The organism is Litchfieldia sinesaloumensis (genome assembly GCF_900156865.1).
GTDB lineage: Bacteria > Bacillota > Bacilli > Bacillales > Bacillaceae_L > Ferdinandcohnia > Ferdinandcohnia sinesaloumensis.
Genome location: NZ_LT732529.1, coordinates 2,936,960 through 2,954,959, shown reverse-complemented (window position 1 = coordinate 2,954,959; position 18,000 = coordinate 2,936,960). Strand labels below are relative to the sequence as shown.

22 protein-coding genes are annotated in these 18,000 nt (G+C 38.8%); 18 read left to right on the top strand and 4 right to left on the bottom strand.

Annotated elements, in window-relative coordinates; translation table 11 throughout:
- Nucleotides 1-10: 10 nt before the first annotated feature.
- Nucleotides 11-1,438 carry a PTS system trehalose-specific EIIBC component gene (gene treP, locus CZ490_RS14680; protein ID WP_077619586.1) on the bottom strand — a complete coding sequence of 476 codons (1,428 nt, stop codon included), beginning with the start codon at nt 1,436-1,438 and terminating at the stop codon, nt 11-13.
- A gap of 223 nt (nt 1,439-1,661) precedes the next feature.
- Here treP and CZ490_RS14675 point away from each other — a divergent pair, with 223 nt between their 5' ends.
- From CZ490_RS14675 to CZ490_RS14645, 7 genes are all read left to right on the top strand, one after another.
- Complete coding sequence (locus CZ490_RS14675; RefSeq protein ID WP_077619585.1) at nt 1,662-2,783, top strand: M20 metallopeptidase family protein; 1,122 nt, start codon at nt 1,662-1,664, stop codon at nt 2,781-2,783.
- Between the two features lie 58 nt (nt 2,784-2,841).
- Complete coding sequence (locus CZ490_RS14670) at nt 2,842-3,078, top strand: hypothetical protein (protein ID WP_159439960.1); 237 nt, start codon at nt 2,842-2,844, stop codon at nt 3,076-3,078.
- A gap of 92 nt (nt 3,079-3,170) precedes the next feature.
- A complete protein-coding gene (locus tag CZ490_RS14665) occupies nt 3,171-3,764 on the top strand; it encodes a DJ-1/PfpI family protein (protein ID WP_077619583.1) in 594 nt (197 codons plus the stop codon).
- 1 nt (nt 3,765) lies between these two features.
- Nucleotides 3,766-4,422, top strand: coding sequence for an MOSC domain-containing protein (locus tag CZ490_RS14660; RefSeq protein WP_077619582.1), 657 nt, complete (start codon nt 3,766-3,768; stop codon nt 4,420-4,422).
- 91 nt (nt 4,423-4,513) lie between these two features.
- On the top strand, nt 4,514-4,975 hold the full coding sequence (locus CZ490_RS14655; RefSeq protein WP_077619581.1) for a hypothetical protein: 462 nt from the start codon (nt 4,514-4,516) through the stop codon (nt 4,973-4,975).
- Between the two features lie 488 nt (nt 4,976-5,463).
- Complete coding sequence (locus tag CZ490_RS14650; protein WP_077619580.1) at nt 5,464-6,297, top strand: SDR family NAD(P)-dependent oxidoreductase; 834 nt, start codon at nt 5,464-5,466, stop codon at nt 6,295-6,297.
- Nucleotides 6,284-7,804 (top strand): AMP-binding protein, encoded by a 1,521-nt coding sequence (locus CZ490_RS14645; RefSeq protein ID WP_077619579.1) that lies wholly within the window; start codon nt 6,284-6,286, stop codon nt 7,802-7,804. Before CZ490_RS14650 ends, CZ490_RS14645 begins: the two co-directional genes overlap by 14 nt.
- 213 nt (nt 7,805-8,017) lie before the next feature.
- Here the strand turns inward: CZ490_RS14645 and CZ490_RS14640 are convergent, their stop codons facing one another.
- The gene (locus CZ490_RS14640; RefSeq protein ID WP_077619578.1) at nt 8,018-8,734 is read right to left on the bottom strand and encodes a LysM peptidoglycan-binding domain-containing protein; all 717 of its coding nucleotides are present in this window, start codon (nt 8,732-8,734) and stop codon (nt 8,018-8,020) included.
- Nucleotides 8,735-8,892: 158 nt separating this feature from the next.
- Here CZ490_RS14640 and CZ490_RS14635 point away from each other — a divergent pair, with 158 nt between their 5' ends.
- Nucleotides 8,893-9,336, top strand: coding sequence for a VOC family protein (locus CZ490_RS14635; RefSeq protein ID WP_077619577.1), 444 nt, complete (start codon nt 8,893-8,895; stop codon nt 9,334-9,336).
- Between the two features lie 63 nt (nt 9,337-9,399).
- Nucleotides 9,400-9,783, top strand: coding sequence for a VOC family protein (locus tag CZ490_RS14630; RefSeq protein ID WP_077619576.1), 384 nt, complete (start codon nt 9,400-9,402; stop codon nt 9,781-9,783).
- Between the two features lie 71 nt (nt 9,784-9,854).
- Here the strand turns inward: CZ490_RS14630 and CZ490_RS14625 are convergent, their stop codons facing one another.
- Nucleotides 9,855-10,688 carry a MerR family transcriptional regulator gene (locus CZ490_RS14625; RefSeq protein WP_077619575.1) on the bottom strand — a complete coding sequence of 278 codons (834 nt, stop codon included), beginning with the start codon at nt 10,686-10,688 and terminating at the stop codon, nt 9,855-9,857.
- A 97-nt stretch (nt 10,689-10,785) separates the two neighbouring features.
- Here CZ490_RS14625 and norA point away from each other — a divergent pair, with 97 nt between their 5' ends.
- The 8 genes from norA (at nt 10,786) to CZ490_RS14585 (ending at nt 16,763) form a co-directional block, all read left to right on the top strand.
- Nucleotides 10,786-11,973, top strand: a complete 1,188-nt coding sequence (gene norA, locus CZ490_RS14620; protein ID WP_077619574.1) for a multidrug efflux MFS transporter NorA — start codon at nt 10,786-10,788, stop codon at nt 11,971-11,973.
- Nucleotides 11,974-12,163: 190 nt separating this feature from the next.
- Nucleotides 12,164-12,400, top strand: coding sequence for a helix-turn-helix transcriptional regulator (locus tag CZ490_RS14615; protein WP_077619573.1), 237 nt, complete (start codon nt 12,164-12,166; stop codon nt 12,398-12,400).
- On the top strand, nt 12,393-12,740 hold the full coding sequence (locus CZ490_RS14610; RefSeq protein WP_077619572.1) for a DUF2178 domain-containing protein: 348 nt from the start codon (nt 12,393-12,395) through the stop codon (nt 12,738-12,740). Before CZ490_RS14615 ends, CZ490_RS14610 begins: the two co-directional genes overlap by 8 nt.
- A gap of 195 nt (nt 12,741-12,935) precedes the next feature.
- Nucleotides 12,936-13,727, top strand: a complete 792-nt coding sequence (locus CZ490_RS14605) for a DUF817 domain-containing protein (RefSeq protein WP_077619571.1) — start codon at nt 12,936-12,938, stop codon at nt 13,725-13,727.
- Nucleotides 13,728-14,027: 300 nt separating this feature from the next.
- The gene (locus CZ490_RS14600; protein ID WP_077619570.1) at nt 14,028-15,197 is read left to right on the top strand and encodes an MFS transporter; all 1,170 of its coding nucleotides are present in this window, start codon (nt 14,028-14,030) and stop codon (nt 15,195-15,197) included.
- A 143-nt stretch (nt 15,198-15,340) separates the two neighbouring features.
- Nucleotides 15,341-15,772, top strand: a complete 432-nt coding sequence (locus tag CZ490_RS14595) for an NUDIX hydrolase (RefSeq protein WP_077619569.1) — start codon at nt 15,341-15,343, stop codon at nt 15,770-15,772.
- A gap of 45 nt (nt 15,773-15,817) precedes the next feature.
- Nucleotides 15,818-16,276 carry a helix-hairpin-helix domain-containing protein gene (locus tag CZ490_RS14590; protein ID WP_077619568.1) on the top strand — a complete coding sequence of 153 codons (459 nt, stop codon included), beginning with the start codon at nt 15,818-15,820 and terminating at the stop codon, nt 16,274-16,276.
- 34 nt (nt 16,277-16,310) lie between these two features.
- A complete protein-coding gene (locus CZ490_RS14585) occupies nt 16,311-16,763 on the top strand; it encodes a GNAT family N-acetyltransferase (RefSeq protein WP_077621083.1) in 453 nt (150 codons plus the stop codon).
- A 111-nt stretch (nt 16,764-16,874) separates the two neighbouring features.
- Here CZ490_RS14585 and CZ490_RS14580 read toward each other — a convergent pair whose 3' ends face one another.
- Complete coding sequence (locus CZ490_RS14580; RefSeq protein ID WP_077619567.1) at nt 16,875-17,477, bottom strand: LysE/ArgO family amino acid transporter; 603 nt, start codon at nt 17,475-17,477, stop codon at nt 16,875-16,877.
- 155 nt (nt 17,478-17,632) lie between these two features.
- On the opposite strand from CZ490_RS14580, the gene CZ490_RS14575 reads away from it, so the two are divergent.
- A complete protein-coding gene (locus CZ490_RS14575; RefSeq protein ID WP_077619566.1) occupies nt 17,633-17,899 on the top strand; it encodes an adhesin in 267 nt (88 codons plus the stop codon).
- Nucleotides 17,900-18,000 lie beyond the last annotated feature (101 nt).

The following is an 18,000-nucleotide window of genomic DNA, read 5'->3' as shown; positions in this document are numbered from 1 at the left end:
CCGTTTCGTATTATTTTTTGCCGAATGAAATTTTGCCCACATTCGCTTTTGCAAAGATAACAGTTAGAATGAATGGGACCGCAATCGCAACTAGCATCGCAATCGCAAACATTAACCAGTGTGCAGCTTGGATGGAAAGAATTCCTGGAATTCCACCAACCCCGATTGAGTTCGCCATAACGCCGCTTCCTACTGAGATGATTGCAGCTATCATTGAACCGATCATTGCGGCTAGGAATGGGAAGCCGTATTTCAAGTTAATACCGAACATTGCTGGTTCTGTTACGCCGAGGTAACAAGAAATACATGCTGGGATGGAAACTTGTTTTTCTTCTTCATTTTTACGATTAATAAAGATCATTGCAAGAACTGCAGAACCTTGTGCAATATTGGAAAGTGCAATCATTGGCCATAGGTTCGTGCCATCGAATTCACTCATCAATTGAAGGTCGATTGCATTTGTCATATGGTGTAATCCAGTAATAACAAGTGGTGCGTACGCAAATCCAAAGATAGCTGCGAATAACCAACCAAATGCCGATGTTAAGCTTGTGTAGACAACATCAGAAATCCAAGAACCAATTGTCCAACCGATCGGACCAAGAACTGTATGTGCAATTAGTACTGTAGGTACTAGAGCAAAAAATGGAACAATAATCATTGAAATAGAGTTTGGTGAAATCTTACGGAAAAAGCGTTCTAAATAGACAAGTACAAACGCCGCTAGAATAGCCGGAATAACTTGTGCTTGATAACCAATCATTTCAATTGTTGCGAAACCAAAGTCCCAAACTGGTATTTCATCTGAGCTTGCAACCCCATATGCATTTAGCAATTGAGGAGAAACTAGCGTGATACCTAAAACAATCCCAAGGATTTGGGATGTACCCATTTTACGCGTAACCGCCCATGTAATTCCGACTGGTAGGAAGTGGAATATTGCTTCCCCTATTAACCAAAGGAATGCGTGCACGCCAGCCCAGAATTGAGAGGTTTCCACAATTGTCTTTGTACCATTATCAACAAGGTTAATTTCCCCAATTACGTTTCGGAAACCTAGAATCAGACCTCCAACAACAAGAGCTGGAATGAGCGGTGTGAAAATGTCCGCTAAGTGACCCATTAAGCGTTGCAGCCAGTTCATATTTTGTTTAGCAGCAACCTTTGCTTCATCCTTGCTAGACTCTTGTACTCCAGCATGTTTGACGAACTCGTTATAGAAAGAGGATACCTCGTTTCCTACGATAACCTGGAATTGGCCAGCCTGTGTAAACGTACCTTTTACAAGTCCAATGCCTTCGATTTTTTCTATATCTGCATTTTTTGGATCGTTTAGAACAAAGCGCATTCTTGTTGCACAATGTGTAACAGCTGCTACATTCTCTTTCCCACCGATGTGTTCAAGAAGTTCTTTAGCAGGATCCGTATACTTACTCATGATTTTTCCCCCTTACATAAAGGATGATTAACAGCTCATCCTGTATATACAAGTAGTATGATTACGTTTACAGTTTAACCTGTATATACAGGTGTGTCAATTATTTTCTTTCGGACTTTTTTATCTTTTACGATTAAAGGATTTTTATCCCAAATCTTCATTATTATAGGTACGCGAAGTATCCAAAAAATAGTAAAATAAAAATAAGAAGGGGGGGATATCAGTGGAAAAGAAAAATCTGGAGCTAGCGATACAATTAAGACATGAGCTACACGCGCACCCTGAATTGTCGTATCAAGAGACTTGGACAAAGCAATATTTAATGGATTTCCTTAACAGACATACAACAAACCTAGAAATGATCGATAAGGGTAACTATTTCTATGCGAAATATGTGGCGGGTGAGGACAAGCCTACTATTGCATTTCGGGCTGATTTTGATGCACTCCCGATACCTGAAACAATTGACCTTCCATGGGAATCAAAGGTTCCTGGAGTTTCACATAAATGTGGACATGATGGACATGCTGCCACACTTGTTGGGTTTGCTCTTGAAGTCGACCAAAAAGGTGCTGATAAAAATATCATTTTTCTTTTTCAACATGCAGAGGAAACAGGTCAAGGTGCAATCGAAGCGGTTGAAGTATTGAAAGATGAAAATATAGATGAGATTTATGGTTATCACAATATGTCTGGTATCGAATTCAAGGCCGTACATGTCATTGATGGGACAGCCCATTTTGCTTCAAAAGGAATGTCGATTGAAATGATTGGCACGCCTGCCCATGCCAGTCAGCCTGAAGTTGGAGTGAATCCGTCTTTTGCGATGGCAAAAATCATCGAGGCTCTGCCGGAACTAACCTCATTAGAAAATTTTGAAGGACTTGTTTTAAGTACTATCATCCAGGTGGATATTGGCTCAGAGAATTATGGAATTGCAGCCCATAAAGGTGTTTTACGGTTAACGATACGTGCTGAAAAAGAGACAGAATTGGAGATGCTTCAAAATAAGATAGAAGATCTTGCAAGGAGAGTTGGAATCGAGCAGGGAATTGATGTTCATTGTTCCTATCGAGATGAGTTCCCGGAAACGGTCAATCACAAGGAGTCAAACGAAAAGGTTCGGCGAATCGCATGTGAAAAAGGGATTTCATTACGCGAGTTATCTTCCCCCTACCGTGCATCGGAGGATTATGGTCACTACTTAAAATATGTAAAAGGGACTCTTTTTTATATCGGAAATGGCGAAGAGTACCCGTCAATCCACACGTTCGAATATGACTTTCGCGATGACATCATTGAGGTTGGCGTCGAGATGTTTAAAGGTCTTGCCGGGATTGAATAATTCTGTAACCTTTTCAAAACATAATCGTATGAAAGAATGAAAATTCCTCTACAAGGAGATGATGAAAATCCCTGTTGAAGTATTTTTTGTTTGGATAATTGGAATCGTGTTTATCTTATTTGGCTTCCTTATTATGAAAGGGAAGGCCACGAATTTACTTGATTTATTTATTAAACAAAGCGGAACTTTTAGTGATTCTTTTTCAAATAAGTTTTTTGGAATCATTATTATGATTGTAGGGTTTATCGTGCTTCTTTTACCATTTATCCTAGGAATTGAGAACATGAATCTATGAGATTTGTACTGTGCTCCTCTTTTTAAAATAGAATTCTAGAAGGGAAATGTTTTGAACTTGTAGAATCTCTATAGAAAAAGAGGTGCTTTTTTATGAAAAAAATATTACTCTCAATTTATCATACTTTTTCTGAGTTTGAGATAACCGTAGCGACTGCGATGCTCAAGAGTAACTATGAGATTATTACCGTTTCAGATTCACTAGAGACAGTGACAAGCGAATCTGGTCTGCAGTTTATGCCCCATCTTATGTATCAGCAGGTAGACCCATCCGACTATGAAGGAATTATCATTCCAGGTGGAGACCTGATTAATGTCAAAGATACGCAGGAATTGTTTAATCTTACAAAAAGATTACATGAACAGAACAAATTAACTTCAGCCATTTGTAGTGGTACGTACGTGTTAGCAAGAGCGGGAGTACTTACCGGTACACCATATACAGTTACTCTTGATCAAAATCAACGGAGCTTTCTTGGATGTTTTGAAGAGGAATTTTTCAGGTATGAGCCTGTTGTGAAAAAAGGAACGATCATCACTGCACAAGGTCATGCTTATGTTGACTTTGCCCTTGCGATTGCCGACCATCTGGGGGCACTAAAGAATCCTCAATTTGTAAGTGAGTTTTATAAAGGACAACGGAATTGGCTGATGGAAGCCAGTGAGAGAGTGAAAAGGGGAGAATAATGTGACCATCGAAATTAAGAATTTTTCAATTGGCTTACCTAAGAGAATGAAATACGGAGAAAATGAAGAGATTGTTACAGCCATTCGTAAACAAGCGGTAGAAGAGGCATTTTTAGCAAAGGATGGATTTCGTGGGGATGGTGTTGGAGATTTAAAGCATCATGGTGGCCCAGACCGTGCAGTTTGTTTTTATCCATTTGAACATTATTCATTGTGGGAAGGTGAGTTCTTAACACCGCTCACGCTTTCGACTTTTGGTGAGAATCTAACAGTCACACAAATGGAAGAAAAAGATGTTTGTATTGGCGATATTTATCGGATGGGTGATGCTATTATTCAAATCACTCAAGGACGCATTCCATGTAGTACGATCACAAAAAGAACCAACAATCCACATCTTTTAAAATTATTGGTACAAACAGGTTATACGGGTTACTTAGCGCGTGTTCTAGAGGAAGGAATTGTTCGAAAGGATTCTACGATTTCGTTAGAAGAGCGAAATGCGAAACAGGTTTCAATCCTCGAGGCGAATGAAATCTATTATAAACGTCCACGGGATGTTGAAGGGATTCAGACGATTTTAGAAGTTCAGGAATTGGCTGATGAATGGAAAGAGATGTTGAATGAGAGATTAGCAAGATTGGAATCCCGACAGTAGTTTTTGGTGGGGTAAATAAAGACGTTCAGGGTATTATTCCATGCAGGATTAATACCCTTTTTGTTAAAGAGATAGGAAGTAGGTACGTTTCATGAAATCGAAAAAGACCATTATTATCGGGATCGGAATTATCGTCGTCATGTTTTTTATCTTTAAAAAGGATGTGTGGGATAAGAATGAGGAGTTGCTTCGGGAACAAGTCTTATCCCTCGAAAAATCAGTTGAGATAGTTCAGTTAAATGATGTGACTCCGTTCGAATGGGATACAGTCTATACCTTTAGCCCTTATACTCCGAAGGAAAAAATCTATGAAACTGTGGGCTACAAATGGGACAGCATTCAAGAAACGGTGAATGAAGGCATGAACCAACTTGTGTTTTTAAAAGATGGAGAAGTCGTATGTTACGTCTACGGATACCCTTCTAATATTGGCTATTACATCTCATTCTCTGGGGAAAATCTATCAGAGTTTGCAACGGTTTTACATGCAGAAGATAACCTAGCATTTCGAGTGGAACGAGAAGAAGAGATTGTGTTTTTAATAAAAGAATAATAGTGGTGTAGAGACGAAGTTGGTGTTTTAGAGGGGATTGAGGGGCTAAACCGGATAGTGCCGGGGGATGAGGACCTGAAGTTATACGAAGTCGTCGCGAAGATGTCTTCATAAGGTAGATGAAGACTCGAATCCACCGGATGTCGCCGCAAAGCTGTCATCATAAGATAGATGAAGACGCAAATCCACCAGCAACCGCCGCGAAGCTGTCATCATAAGGCTGATGAAGACCTGAAGGCACCGGCAACGGCCGTGAAGCTGTCATCATAAGTGCGATGAAGACCCGAAGTCCCCGGCGGCCCGCCAAGAAGCTGTCATCATAAGTGCGATGAAGACCCGAAGCCACCGTCAACCGGCGCAAAGATGACATCATAAGATAGATGAAGACCTGAAGCCTCATGCAGCCGCTACGCCCAGGTCTTCATAGTACCAAGACGCATCTCAAACCGGCAGAACCACTAAAATGATCCTAAGAAAAAGGTGCTAAGATGAATAAATTACTAGAGTCCATTTTATTCCTACCTACAACCCTACATATGCAAAAGCTCCATTCCCATCTAGCGGGTAAGACGGTTCTGATCACTGGTGCTAGTTCGGGGATTGGTAAGGAAGTCGCATACCTCCTAGCAGACTTTGAATGTCACCTAATCCTAGTAGCGAGAAGAGGACATTTGCTGCAAAGCATCAAGGCTGAAATTGAAAAACAAAAAGCCAAAGTTAGTATTTTTCAGGCAGACCTAAGAGCAGAAGATGAACTTACTACCTTTCTATCTTTTCTTCACAACCAGGGTACTCTTGATATCATCATAAACAACGCAGGGCTTTCTATCAGGAGGTCAATCTACGAATCACTCGAGCGCTATCATGATTTTACACGGACAATGACAATTAACTACTTTGCTCCAGTAAGAATCTTGTTATCAACGATTCCCCTTCTTCAAAAAAGCAAGGGACAGATTATCAATGTTTCGACCATCAACACAAAATTAGCACCGGTTCCATACTTCGCAGCTTATCAGTCTTCCAAAGCAGCATTTGATGTGTGGGTAAGGTCGGTTTTACCTGAATTACGCAAAAATAATATAGCGATAACAACCGTCTATTTACCGCTCGTTCGGACGCCGATGATAGAACCAACACCCGGATATCGTAATGTTCCAGCAATGTCAGCATACCAAGCTGCAAAACTAATCTGCAAATCCATCTATACCAGACGGAAAAAATATCAACCATGGTGGCTCATCTTTGGGCAATTGGCATCTGTTTTTCTAACGAATTTAATGGACTTTTCTAAGAAGAGGAAGCGAAATGAAACTAATTAAACTGTTTTATGTCTTATTCAAAATTAAATTGCTCTCGCTCTCAGGCATATACCAACTTGTCACTTCCATTTTCACGTGCGGAATCAATTTGATGACACTTCTCCATTTTGCTGAAAAGAAATACACCGATAGAATTGCGATTGTGGACGATAAGGAAACTCTCACCTACAAACAACTTCTAGATCATTCCACAAAACTTGCCCATATTCTAGTAGAACATGCTCAACTTCAAAGTGGACAGAAAGTCGCTATTTTATGTAAAAATCATACTTCACTTGTAAAGACAATCTTTGCAGTATCCCGAGCGGGTGCCGACATTTATCTGTTAAACACTGAGATTAGTAGACAGCAGTTCGATGCCTTCACCGAACGACATCATTTCGACCTGGTTATCTATGATGAGGATTTGAGTTCCATCCTAAAAAACTACAATAATCGGAAAATCTTGAGCTATCATTCGGACCAACCGGCAATCTGTAACTTTTTAAAAATAAAAGCAAATCCTATGCCGTTACCCCGAACTACTAAGGGGAAACTCGTCCTACAAACCAGTGGTACGACTGGGATGTCAAAAGATGCAGCACATAAACCATCACTTTTTCACTATTTAGATCCGTTTGTGTCTTTTATTAAACGCCTCCGGATTTTGGACTATAGCAAGGCTTATATCGCAACCCCCATCTACCACGGGTATGGGATTGCTGTTTTGCTATTGTTTATTCCATTGGGGAGAAAGGTAGTGATTACAAGCGGTTTTCATGCAAGGAAAGCGTGCAATCTTATCCAGCAACACCAAATCGAGGTCGTCACGGTTGTCCCATTAATGCTACAAAAGATGCTGCAAACCGACAAAGTAAAGCTACAATCACTGAAATGTATCGCATCAGGAGGTGCAAAACTCTCAACAAGGCTAGTAGAGGAAACATTAGATACTCTAGGACCAGTCCTCTACAATCTCTACGGAACCTCAGAAACCGGCTTGAACTTTATCGCAACCCCAGAAAATCTGGAGTATAGTGAAACAACAATTGGTAAAAAGATAACAGGTTTAAAACTTAGTATTTTAGATGAGAATCAAAATGAGGTCCCACGAGGAACCATTGGCCAGCTTTGTATGAAGAGTGATTGGTCGATTCGAACGCAAACATGGATTGAAACAGGGGACGTAGGTTACCAGAATGAAGAGGGGTATTATTTTTTATGTGGCCGCATTGATGATATGGTCGTTTCCGGTGGGGAAAATGTGTATCCCATTGAAGTGGAACAAATCTTAATCAAGCACCCGAGCATTACTGATGTAGCGATTATCGGAATAGAGGATGAGCATTTTGGTCAACGTTTAAAAGCATTTGTTGTCATCGAAAAAGAAGTGAATTTGACAGAAAATGACTTGCTAAACTGGCTGCGTCCAAGAGTAGCTAGATTTCAACTTCCTAAAGAGGTAAGCTTTGTTAGCCATCTACCATACACACCTTTAGGTAAGGTAGATAAAAAACATCTCTACTAGATTTTGTCAAAAAACACACGTTATTTTTCATTAAAAGTAGCGTGTGTTTTTGGTCATCGCTTCAAGGTTCGTTTTCTAATCTTAAGAACAAACTTTATATGGTTCTGCAACAAATTCCTTACTCTGTTTTTTATAGATATAACTGCATGGATTTACTCACTCACCACCAAGAATAGTTAATTATATTCATTAAAAGACATGCAATTTCATCTATCAAAACATATCTGGATAAAGGAGTACCATCGCGTCTGAAATCATATCGGCCATTTCACGTGCTTGTTTTTCAATCTTATCGTAAACTTCAATGTCTTTTTGATATTCCTTTTGAATCATAAAGACTGCTTCTTGTTTCGTTAAGTCTAAATGTTCATAAAACATTTTTCGAACTTCCTCTTCAGACAAATTTGGATTTCCTTTACTTAAGAATGCTGATATCTCATCCGCGTTTTGGTACCACTTTTTTTCAGCAGCCGTGGCAGCTTGCTGGTCACCAGCTATGGCGGCTTTCACTAAGTCAGCTGCAATTAAGAGGTGTTCCTTAATTAAGTTTGCATAAGTGGTTGCGGCAGCGTCTCCATATAAACGACGAATCATGTTTCCCATGTCTGTTGCGTTTTGTAAAAGGCGAGTAAGGACAAATTCTAAATCCGGTAAGTTGAAGGTTAGACTAATAATCGCCATCCTTGTCCAAGCAACATGCTCTTCCCACAGACTACGCATATCGTTTCGATAATCAACCTCAGCCTGGCTAATACAACGATCTTTTTCTAAATGGGTATTTGGAATCCTAATAAGTTCACCAACGTGCAGATAATAGAGGTTTCTCGCCGCATTGGCTTCTAAAATTTCTTCTACAGTTGACTTGTATGCTCTAGCCAACTGCCAAAGGTTATCCCCCGGTTGAATGGAATGTGTGTAAAAACGATTCAATTTTTTGACACTCCTTTTAAATGTAGATGCGTACTAGTATATTCATGTTGGTTTGGCTAGGTGAATGTCACTTTTAGTCAAGGGTAGTTTGAATATAAAAAAGGTAATTGGATAAACATGGAGAAATAATAAAAAAAGAAATACTAGGAGGTAAAAGAATGAATCGGTTAAATATCATCACACTCGGTACTAAGAATATTATAAGAGCTCATGAGTTTTTCAAAAAGCTAGGTTTTGATACATCTATTAGAGGCTCTGAATCAAATCCAGCCATCATTTTCTTCAAGAATGAAGGAACTAGAATTGCGCTTTACCCTATAGAGGAGTTAGCTCATGATATAAATTCAGAAAATCCACCACAAGCTGGCTCTGGCTTTTCTGGAATTACTCTTTCTTATAATGCAAAATCAATCGAAGAAGTGGATGCTATTATACAAAAGGCCGAACAAGCGGGGGCAGTCATCCAAAAGTCACCAAAGAAAACTGAATGGGGTGGCTATGGTGGTTATTTTACTGACCTTGATGGTTACTATTGGGAAGTGGCCTACGGTGAAATGTGGGAATTTGATGAATGTAATATGCTGGTAATTGAGGATCAATAGGATGGTATCTTGGATTTGTGTAGTAACGAATGAATATAAGAAATTAGAGAGGAGTCAAAAAGGATGTTTACTCAAATCGGGCAAATAATGTTGTACGTCAATAATCAAGATGATGCAGTGAAGTTTTGGACAGAGAAATTAAACTTTACTATCGTAGCTGAAGAGGATAATGGTCAAGGAATGAGATGGATAGAGATAGCACCAAGAACAGATGCAGAAACAAGCATTATTCTTCACAACAAGGATTTCGTTGCCAAGATGTCTCCAGGAGTGAATCTTGGAACGCCTTCCTTAATGTTCTTCACGGAGAATATTGAACAATTACATAGTGACTTAACAAACGAAAATATGACCGTTGGAGAAATAATCAACATGCCATCAGGTAGGGTATTTAACTTTGCAGATAACGAGGAAAATTATTTTGCGGTTATGGAGAAAAAACGTTAGTTGTTTTATAAACAATTATTCAAATTGAGGATATTGAGTAATTGAAAAGCTTGGGCTTAATCTACCCAAGCTTATTTATCATTCTTAACCACCTGCATCATAATTTTTGTCACAAACTGTTCTTTCTGATTATGAACAACTGTATCATATACATACTCTTCGTACACGTACTCGCCTAAACTAAGATTTAGACGTTCCATCTCAGAGAACAGTTTCTTATATGTATGATGGATTGTCTTGTCATCTCCGATATGATAACCAATTAGAAAATCTCCCTTTACGGCTTTAAAATAGGGATGCCCTTCTCTAGGGTGTGGTTGCTCGATATATAAATAACTGTATTTCGTGAATTCCCCTTTTAAAACTTGCTCCCGTTTTGTAATTCCACCGATAGGATATCCAGTGTCCAACTGTGATTCGTTTAATTCAGTAATAAATTCTGACACAACCTCAACAAATTCTTCATCCGTACTCTCATCGATGTTTTTACTTAAATAAAGTGTGGCCTCTGGCATATGTTCAAGGGTAATTTGATCAAAGTCGGTTTGTGATGCTTCTTCCATTAATTCAATTTTTGCCTCAATTAGCTTTTCCTTCATTTCTATTTCCTGGCGCTTTTTGATAATCTCTTCTCTTTGTTGATACATTAACTTCAAGAAGCGTTCGGGTGATTTGTTTTGTGTATATTGTTGGATATCGTGGAGGGACATTCCAAGATCTTTTAATAAATCAATCACATAAAAGAATTCCATTTGGTTGATGGAATAAAAACGGTATCCCTTTTGATTTTTGTATACAGGAGTCAGCAGGCCGATTTGATCGTAATAAAGGAGTGTCTGTTTGTTCACTTTACAGAGCTTTGCGAATTCTCCAGTTGTTAAATATTTAATATTTTTTTTACTCATTTTTTACATTGCCTCCTTGACTATATAGTTACTATATACCTTAGGATTAGAAAAATGGAAGGGTTTTGTATTTCATTTTGTGAAGGAGAATGAAAAGATGAAAACACAAAAAGTCACCTTATGGTTATTACTATTGAATTTATTCATCGCGTTCTTGGGGATTGGCCTTGTCATTCCTGTTTTACCTACATTGATGAATGAATTAGGCATTACTGGAACGACGGTTGGCTATTTAACAGCTGTGTTTGCTATTGCTCAATTGATTGTCTCGCCTTTCGCAGGAAAGGCTGTTGATAAATTTGGAAGAAAAATCATGATTGTGATTGGCCTATTTATTTTTGGCTTCTCGGAATTCCTGTTCGGTATTGGAAAAGAAATCGAAATATTATTCATCTCACGGATTTTCGGTGGAATCAGTGCTGCTTTTATTATGCCAGCAGTTACGGCTTTTATTGCTGATATCACGACATCAAAGACGCGCCCTAAAGCACTTGGCTATATGTCAGCTGCGATAAGTACAGGTTTTATTATCGGTCCTGGTATTGGTGGATTTCTTGCCGAAATAGGAACACGGGTCCCGTTCTTTTTCGCAGGTGGACTTGGTACAATAGCGGCAATTCTTTCGATTGTTTTATTATCCGAACCAGAGCGTCAACATGAAACGAGCGAACAACTTTCAGAGGAACAGGTTGGATTCAAACGCATTTTTGCGCCGAAGTATTTCATTGCGTTTATCTTAATATTCATTGCCTCATTCGGTTTAGCCGCTTTCGAATCATTCTTTAGTTTATTTGTTGACCACAAGTTTCAATTTACACCTGCTGATATCGCGATTGTGATTACGGGTGGCGCCATCTTTGGAGCAGTATCACAAGTGCTCCTTTTCGATCGGTTGACTCGAATTTGGGGTGAAATTAAACTGATTCGTTATAGTTTAATCATTTCCGCTGTACTGGTCTTCTTAATGACAGTCGTCTCATCGTATTTCTCTATTTTACTCGTTACGTTCATTCTCTTTGTCGGTTTTGACTTATTCCGACCAGCGGTAACTTCGTATCTTTCGAATAATGCTGGAAATGAGCAAGGCTGGGCTGGTGGAATGAACTCGATGTTTACAAGTTTAGCTAACGTTACTGGCCCAATTATTGGGGGGATGATGTTTGATATCGATATTAATTATCCTTACTATTTTGCAACTGTAATACTAGCTTTCGGGATTGTCTTAACACTATTCTGGAAAAAAGAAAAACAGGTCAGTAAGGTAAAAGCGAGTGTGGCAAACTAAATTTTGTTTGTAAGGACTACCAAGATATGTGAACCTGACGGAATCAACATTTCGTCAGGTTCTTTTTTGCGTTTTTGTAGAAAATAGTTAAACTAATTTGAGATAAAATATAATAATTTTATAATTTTGTATAAGTTTACTTTACTTTTATAAAAGATTTATTTATAATTTTATTCAAGAGGTGATGGTCATGAAGAAAGATTTTGGTGATTCAATATCAAATAAGGTTTATGAATATCGCGTACTAGCCAGAATGTCTCAGCAAGAGTTAGCAGAAAAAGTCGGGGTCTCCAAACAAACCATCTTCGTAATGGAAAAAGGTAATTATGTTCCGACGCTAATGTTAGCCTTTCGAATTGCCGAATTTTTTAATGTTGATGTAAATGATATTTTCACTTATGAGAAAGGAAGTGGTCAAAATGAATAAGTTTTTCTCGGATATCCATAACGCAATTTTTTCCCCTGTTAGAACATGGGCTGAACAATCACCAGGCAACTGGAATATTCTCATTGTTAGCGGTTTGGTATTGGTTTTAGTCGGAGGGATTTTAACATACGTATTTCACAAAAAAATGGGTGAAGCTGACGAAAGAACGACTCAAATATCTTTGAAAAGTGCCCTCATTGCTTTATGGGTAGTCATTTTATGCGACATCATTTTCCCGAAAGAACATATGTGGCAAATATTTTTCCTATTTAAATATTCACTTGCATTCCTTGCTTCAGGAATTTACCTAGCAGTTCGATATAAGAAAGACTTCTTTTAAATACACTCTTATCGAGGCATTCCTTCCAACAGGAATGCTTTTTCTTTATCAAAAAATAAAAATTTCAATAAAAAAGTAACCCAAGAGGATAATTAGTTATTGAAAAACGATAAATAATGGTTTACTATAAATAAAAACAATAATGGTTCATGGGTGAGGTACTGTCGCCCTGTACCAAAATGGAGGCTATCGGTTATGAGGGCATTTAAGCAGTTGGTTCGGTTTGGTTGGGAGCAGGCCTTGTCATGTTTGTTTCCGGTCGTGATTTTTGCCTCATTGGCTTTAACAAAGGTCATCCCCCTTCCTCTTTTGCCACGATATGACTGGCTGCTCATAATCTGTCTGTTGATGCAGTGGTGGATGCTACGCTCGGGACTAGAAACAAGGGATGAACTAAAGGTGATAACCCTTTTCCACCTTATCGGACTTGCACTAGAGATTTTTAAAACACATATGGGATCGTGGTCATATCCTGAGGAGGGCTATGTCAAGCTATTTGGCGTTCCTTTGTATAGTGGTTTTATGTACGCGAGTGTGGCTAGTTATTTATGCCAGGCGTGGCGCAGACTTAAGGTTGAACTTGTGAAATGGCCTCCATTTTTGGTGGTTGTCCCACTTGCAGCAGCGATTTATTTGAACTTTTTCACTCATCATTATTGGATTGATATCCGGTGGTACTTGGCTGGACTCGTCATGGTGGTCTTTTGGAGATCATGGGTCACATACGAGATAAATGGGACTCTGTATCGTATGCCAATTGCGCTCTCATTTGTACTCATTGGATTTTTTATCTGGATTGCAGAAAATATAGCAACTTTCTTTGGTGCATGGGAATATCCTAACCAAACCAGCGCGTGGAGCCTCGTTCATTTAGGGAAGGTGAGTTCTTGGGTCTTACTCGTAATCGTTAGTTTTCTAATCGTCGCAACGCTTAAACTCGTAAAGGGGAAAGGCTCTACTCCGATAAATACGGGGCAGTCATTATAAATGCAGTGGTGCGTTGATACTTTACTATTTTAGGGGTTCCTGACGGATAAGGTGTCATTGGAGTATATGGTGTCAGGTATCCGGATGAAATTAAAGAACCAATAGAAAGAGTAGCAATTCAAGAGAAAGTAAAATACCTTTCTTAATATTATGTGGATTCCTAGCCATTTAAATCTTTTATCAAAACCTTGAAGTTTTAGGTAATTATGTCTTTGTGACATGTTTTATTTAATACTTGAGTAAACTTTTATCAATAGTTATGATATAGAGATTGGGATTTAAATAGGGAAGGAAGACAACATGGATAAGCGTATCTATTTTTTAATGATCATATCCTTCATCATAGGATTGGTTGAACTCATAATAAGTGGGATTTTGGATTTAATAGCCGACGATTTACATGTAACCATCGGACAAGCGGGGTTGCTCATCACTATTTTTGCAGTTATTTTTGCGGTGGCTTCACCAATTCTACTTGTGATGACAGCTAAGGTTGAGAGAAAACGACTTACCTTAATTTGCTTGTATATATTCTTAGTTGGGTGTATCGTAACAGTTTTTGCCCCAACATATTCAGTCTTGTTTTTAGGTAGAATTATTTTAGCGTTAAGTGGAGCATTGTTGATTATCTTGTGTTTAGTGATGGCACCAAGCTTAGTTGGTGAACAGTATAAGGGCAGGGCAATCGGGATTGTCTCAATGGGGGTAAGTGCTTCATTGGTTTTAGGAGTACCCATTGGTTTAATTATCGGAAATAACTTTGGATGGAGAGCACCATTTGTACTCATCACTGCATTGACAGCATTATCTATTGTTGGTGTCCATTTATTCATGGGGCGTATCAATCCAAAGCCTCAAATTCCGTTACGACAGCAGCTTGCATCCTTCAGAAATCAAAAAATTACATTGGGACTAGCAACGACGTTCTTGTATATGACGGGTCACACCATCATGTATGCTTATTTTAAACCTTATTTGGAAGTAACCACTGATTTTAATGCGTTTTGGATTAGTATCATCTATTTTGTTTTCGGTTTTTCTGCTGTAACAGGTGGGGGGATCGGTGGCTTATTGGCAGATGTACTAGGCTCAAGAAAGACGATGGTTATTTCTTTACTCATCTTTAGTGCAGTGTTCTTTGTATTTCCATTCACAGCAGAATCTCTTCTCTTATTTTTCGCTGTCATTATCGTTTGGGGAATTCTGAGTTGGGCGATTTCGCCTGCGATGCAATCTTATTTAATTGAAATTGCACCCGAATCTTCTGAAATACAGCAAAGCTTGAATAACTCAGCTCTTCATTTAGGTGTTGCTGTCGGTTCAGTGATCGGGGCTGGCATCGTAGACACACTGTCAATTGAAATGAATCCATTCGCAGGCGGGATTTTTGTTATCCTGTCGCTACTCACAGTCGTAATTTCTGTAAACAGTAAGAAGAAGACTACGTATAAAACAAAGAGCGCAAGTTGAGTTTATCTCAATTTGTGCTCTTTTTTTGTAGTCAATTTGTCTATCTGGAAATCCCTACTAGTTTCTATACCGAAATAGAAGGATATTACAATTATGCAGGAGAATAAATAACTAATAATCATTTATAGAAATGGGGGACTCAATTGGAACACAGCAGCCAAAAAATATACTCACCGCCCAAACATATTGTTTCAGCAGCAACGATTGTAATCAATGACCAAAATGAAATTCTATTAATTAAAGGACCAAGAAGAGACTGGGAAATGCCTGGAGGACAAGTTGAAGAAGGCGAATCGTTGAAGGATGCTGCCGTTAGGGAAACAAAAGAGGAAACTGGAATTGATATCGAGGTAATAAAGTTTTGTGGTATTTTCCAAAATGTGAACAGATCGATATGCAATACGCTGTTCTTAGCTAAACCAGTCTTGGGTAAATTAACGACTTCACCAGAAAGCCTAGAAGTCGGGTTCTACCCAATTCAGCAGGCATTAGAAATGGTAACCTTTACTAACTTTAGACAAAGAATTGAATCCTGCTTGGATGAGGAGAATCAGCCGTTTTTAGTTGAGTTTTAAATGGGTAACCAAATACTCTAGATTATTTAACCTGGTGGGACTTAAATGGCTTCAACTCCAAAATTACCGTTAACCTCTGAAGAAAAAGCAAAGTTAAGAAAAGCGAAGGTGAAAATCGCAGATCTCCATAAACTTACCATTGCTCAAATCATCCAACTACTAGAAATCCCTGAGGATAGAGCCCAACATATTAAGGGGTTAGCAGAATTTCAATCGGTTCCATCAATCGGGGGTGAATTGGCATCTAAGCTTGTTAACCATTTACATCTATTTTCATTACAAGAGTTAAAAGAAAAAGACGGTGCCACTTTATTCAACCTATTGGAGAAAGAGCTAGGTGTATGGACAGATAGCTGTGTTGAAGATCAATTACGCTGTGTCATACATTTTGCAAATCATCCAAGTAGCGATAAACAATGGTTCGATTTTACAGAAGAAAGAAAACAGTATCGCGAAGTCTACGGATATCCAAAGGATAGACCAACTAAAGCCTGGTATGAATAATGAGACTGTAAAAAGTCAAGGGGATGTAGGAAAAGTGCAAATAATTTCTGTCAAAGAAAAGCCAGAATATAAAAAACAGGCAATCACATATATTCAAAGTAAATGGGCGACTGAACAAAGTCTGAAAGTGTATGAAGATTGTATTGAACATTGTATAACGAGCCAAAACCCATTACCACAATGGTATCTTCTCATTATTGAAGAAAGAATTGTAGGCTGCGCGGGTCTCATAACAAATGATTTCATAAGTAGGATGGATTTGTATCCGTGGGTCTGTGCAGTATATGTTGAAGACGAGCGCAGAGGGAATAAGTATGGGGCCGCTTTAATAGAGCGTGCCAAGCAAGACGCCAAATCAGGAGGATTCTCAAACGTATACCTTTGCACTGATCACGTAGGATTATATGAAAAATATGGCTTCACTCATATTGGTACGGGTTACCATCCATGGGGAGAAAGTTCTCGCATATACGAGGTATCTGTATAAATTATAGCTCATTTTTCCGGTATTCTTTACCTTCTATGATCCAGACGGTAATCCATTAGGGGTTTGCCAATAAAGACAGCGTTGGGACTATGCACCTGTCCCTCTGCATTCTTATAGCAAACCACTAAGAAGGTAAATGGCTGTTGCCCAAATGAAGATGGCTGAAGCTTTGTTGAAAAAGTTCATTAGTGATCCAGTTCCATCTAGTTTTTTCACGATTGCCCCAGCTAGCATTAATCCAAAGAACCACATCCACGAAACGATAATACAAGCTAATGTAAATAAAAGTTGATCTGTCCCAACATATCGTAATGCACTCGTTCCAATCACACCTACGATATCTAAGATTGCATGAGGGTTTAATAGTGAAACAGATAAAGTGAAGATAATTTGTTGCCGAATTGGTAGAGCTTTCGAGGTATTATTTGTTGCGGGTTCAGACTTCCAAATGGCATACCCCATATAAAGCAAAAACAATATTCCTACAATCATTAACGTAACCCTCAAGGCTTCGAACTGTAAGACAATAACGGATAATCCAAATACAGCTAAGAGAATGAGTAGCGTATCACAGACCGCAGCTGTAATCGTCGCAGGAACTGCCTGAAGTAGTTTTGGCTGTGTTGCTCCCTGTGAAAATACAAATACATTTTGAACACCTAAAGGTAAAATAAGTCCAAATGCTAAGATGATTCCATGTAAAATAGCTTCCATTCACTCAACTCCCTCTCATACTACAATAATCTATGACTACCAATTCTTCAATTATTCAAAATAAATTAGAAAATAAAATCCCTATGTCCCGGGGTTGGGTCCGGGTGGGAATAGAGTATATAATAGATGTATAGTTGTTTGAGGAGGAGAAAGGGATGTACATAACTGACGAGGCGAAGCGATTATTGGAGAAATCAGGTGTAGCGGGAATCCGTCTATTCACGGTTCCGGGCGGCAGTGATGGACCTCAGATTGCCTTAGCGCTAGAAGACCCACATGAATTTGACCGTGTTCAAACGATTAAAGGTATAAAGATAGCATTTGATCCGAGCGTAACCGGAACTGATATTTTAACCTTAGACAAGGAAGAAAATGAGAACGGTGTTGGATTAGTTTTAAAAGGTCCTGGTAGTTATTCATAAAAGAAGGAACGAACATGTCTCTCAAAAAAGTAACGCCCATAGGATTTTTGAAAACAAAAAAATGATAGGGAGCGGTTGCTACTAAATAGCAATCGCTTTTT

Excerpts from the sequence above, each read along its gene's own strand:
- treP (WP_077619586.1), bottom strand. The coding sequence starts at position 1,438 with ATGAGTAAGTATACGGATCCTGCTAAAGAACTTCTTGAACACATCGGT.
- CZ490_RS14610 (WP_077619572.1), top strand. The coding sequence starts at position 12,393 with ATGAATAAGTTTTTCTCGGATATCCATAACGCAATTTTTTCCCCTGTT.
- CZ490_RS14580 (WP_077619567.1), bottom strand. The coding sequence starts at position 17,477 with ATGGAAGCTATTTTACATGGAATCATCTTAGCATTTGGACTTATTTTA.
- CZ490_RS14645 (WP_077619579.1), top strand. The coding sequence starts at position 6,284 with ATGAAACTAATTAAACTGTTTTATGTCTTATTCAAAATTAAATTGCTC.
- norA (WP_077619574.1), top strand. The coding sequence starts at position 10,786 with ATGAAAACACAAAAAGTCACCTTATGGTTATTACTATTGAATTTATTC.
- CZ490_RS14605 (WP_077619571.1), top strand. The coding sequence starts at position 12,936 with ATGAGGGCATTTAAGCAGTTGGTTCGGTTTGGTTGGGAGCAGGCCTTG.
- CZ490_RS14670 (WP_159439960.1), top strand. The coding sequence starts at position 2,842 with ATGATGAAAATCCCTGTTGAAGTATTTTTTGTTTGGATAATTGGAATC.
- CZ490_RS14575 (WP_077619566.1), top strand. The coding sequence starts at position 17,633 with ATGTACATAACTGACGAGGCGAAGCGATTATTGGAGAAATCAGGTGTA.
- CZ490_RS14615 (WP_077619573.1), top strand. The coding sequence starts at position 12,164 with ATGAAGAAAGATTTTGGTGATTCAATATCAAATAAGGTTTATGAATAT.
- CZ490_RS14630 (WP_077619576.1), top strand. The coding sequence starts at position 9,400 with ATGTTTACTCAAATCGGGCAAATAATGTTGTACGTCAATAATCAAGAT.
- CZ490_RS14600 (WP_077619570.1), top strand. The coding sequence starts at position 14,028 with ATGGATAAGCGTATCTATTTTTTAATGATCATATCCTTCATCATAGGA.
- CZ490_RS14635 (WP_077619577.1), top strand. The coding sequence starts at position 8,893 with ATGAATCGGTTAAATATCATCACACTCGGTACTAAGAATATTATAAGA.
- CZ490_RS14650 (WP_077619580.1), top strand. The coding sequence starts at position 5,464 with ATGAATAAATTACTAGAGTCCATTTTATTCCTACCTACAACCCTACAT.
- CZ490_RS14655 (WP_077619581.1), top strand. The coding sequence starts at position 4,514 with ATGAAATCGAAAAAGACCATTATTATCGGGATCGGAATTATCGTCGTC.
- CZ490_RS14590 (WP_077619568.1), top strand. The coding sequence starts at position 15,818 with ATGGCTTCAACTCCAAAATTACCGTTAACCTCTGAAGAAAAAGCAAAG.
- CZ490_RS14665 (WP_077619583.1), top strand. The coding sequence starts at position 3,171 with ATGAAAAAAATATTACTCTCAATTTATCATACTTTTTCTGAGTTTGAG.
- CZ490_RS14625 (WP_077619575.1), bottom strand. The coding sequence starts at position 10,688 with ATGAGTAAAAAAAATATTAAATATTTAACAACTGGAGAATTCGCAAAG.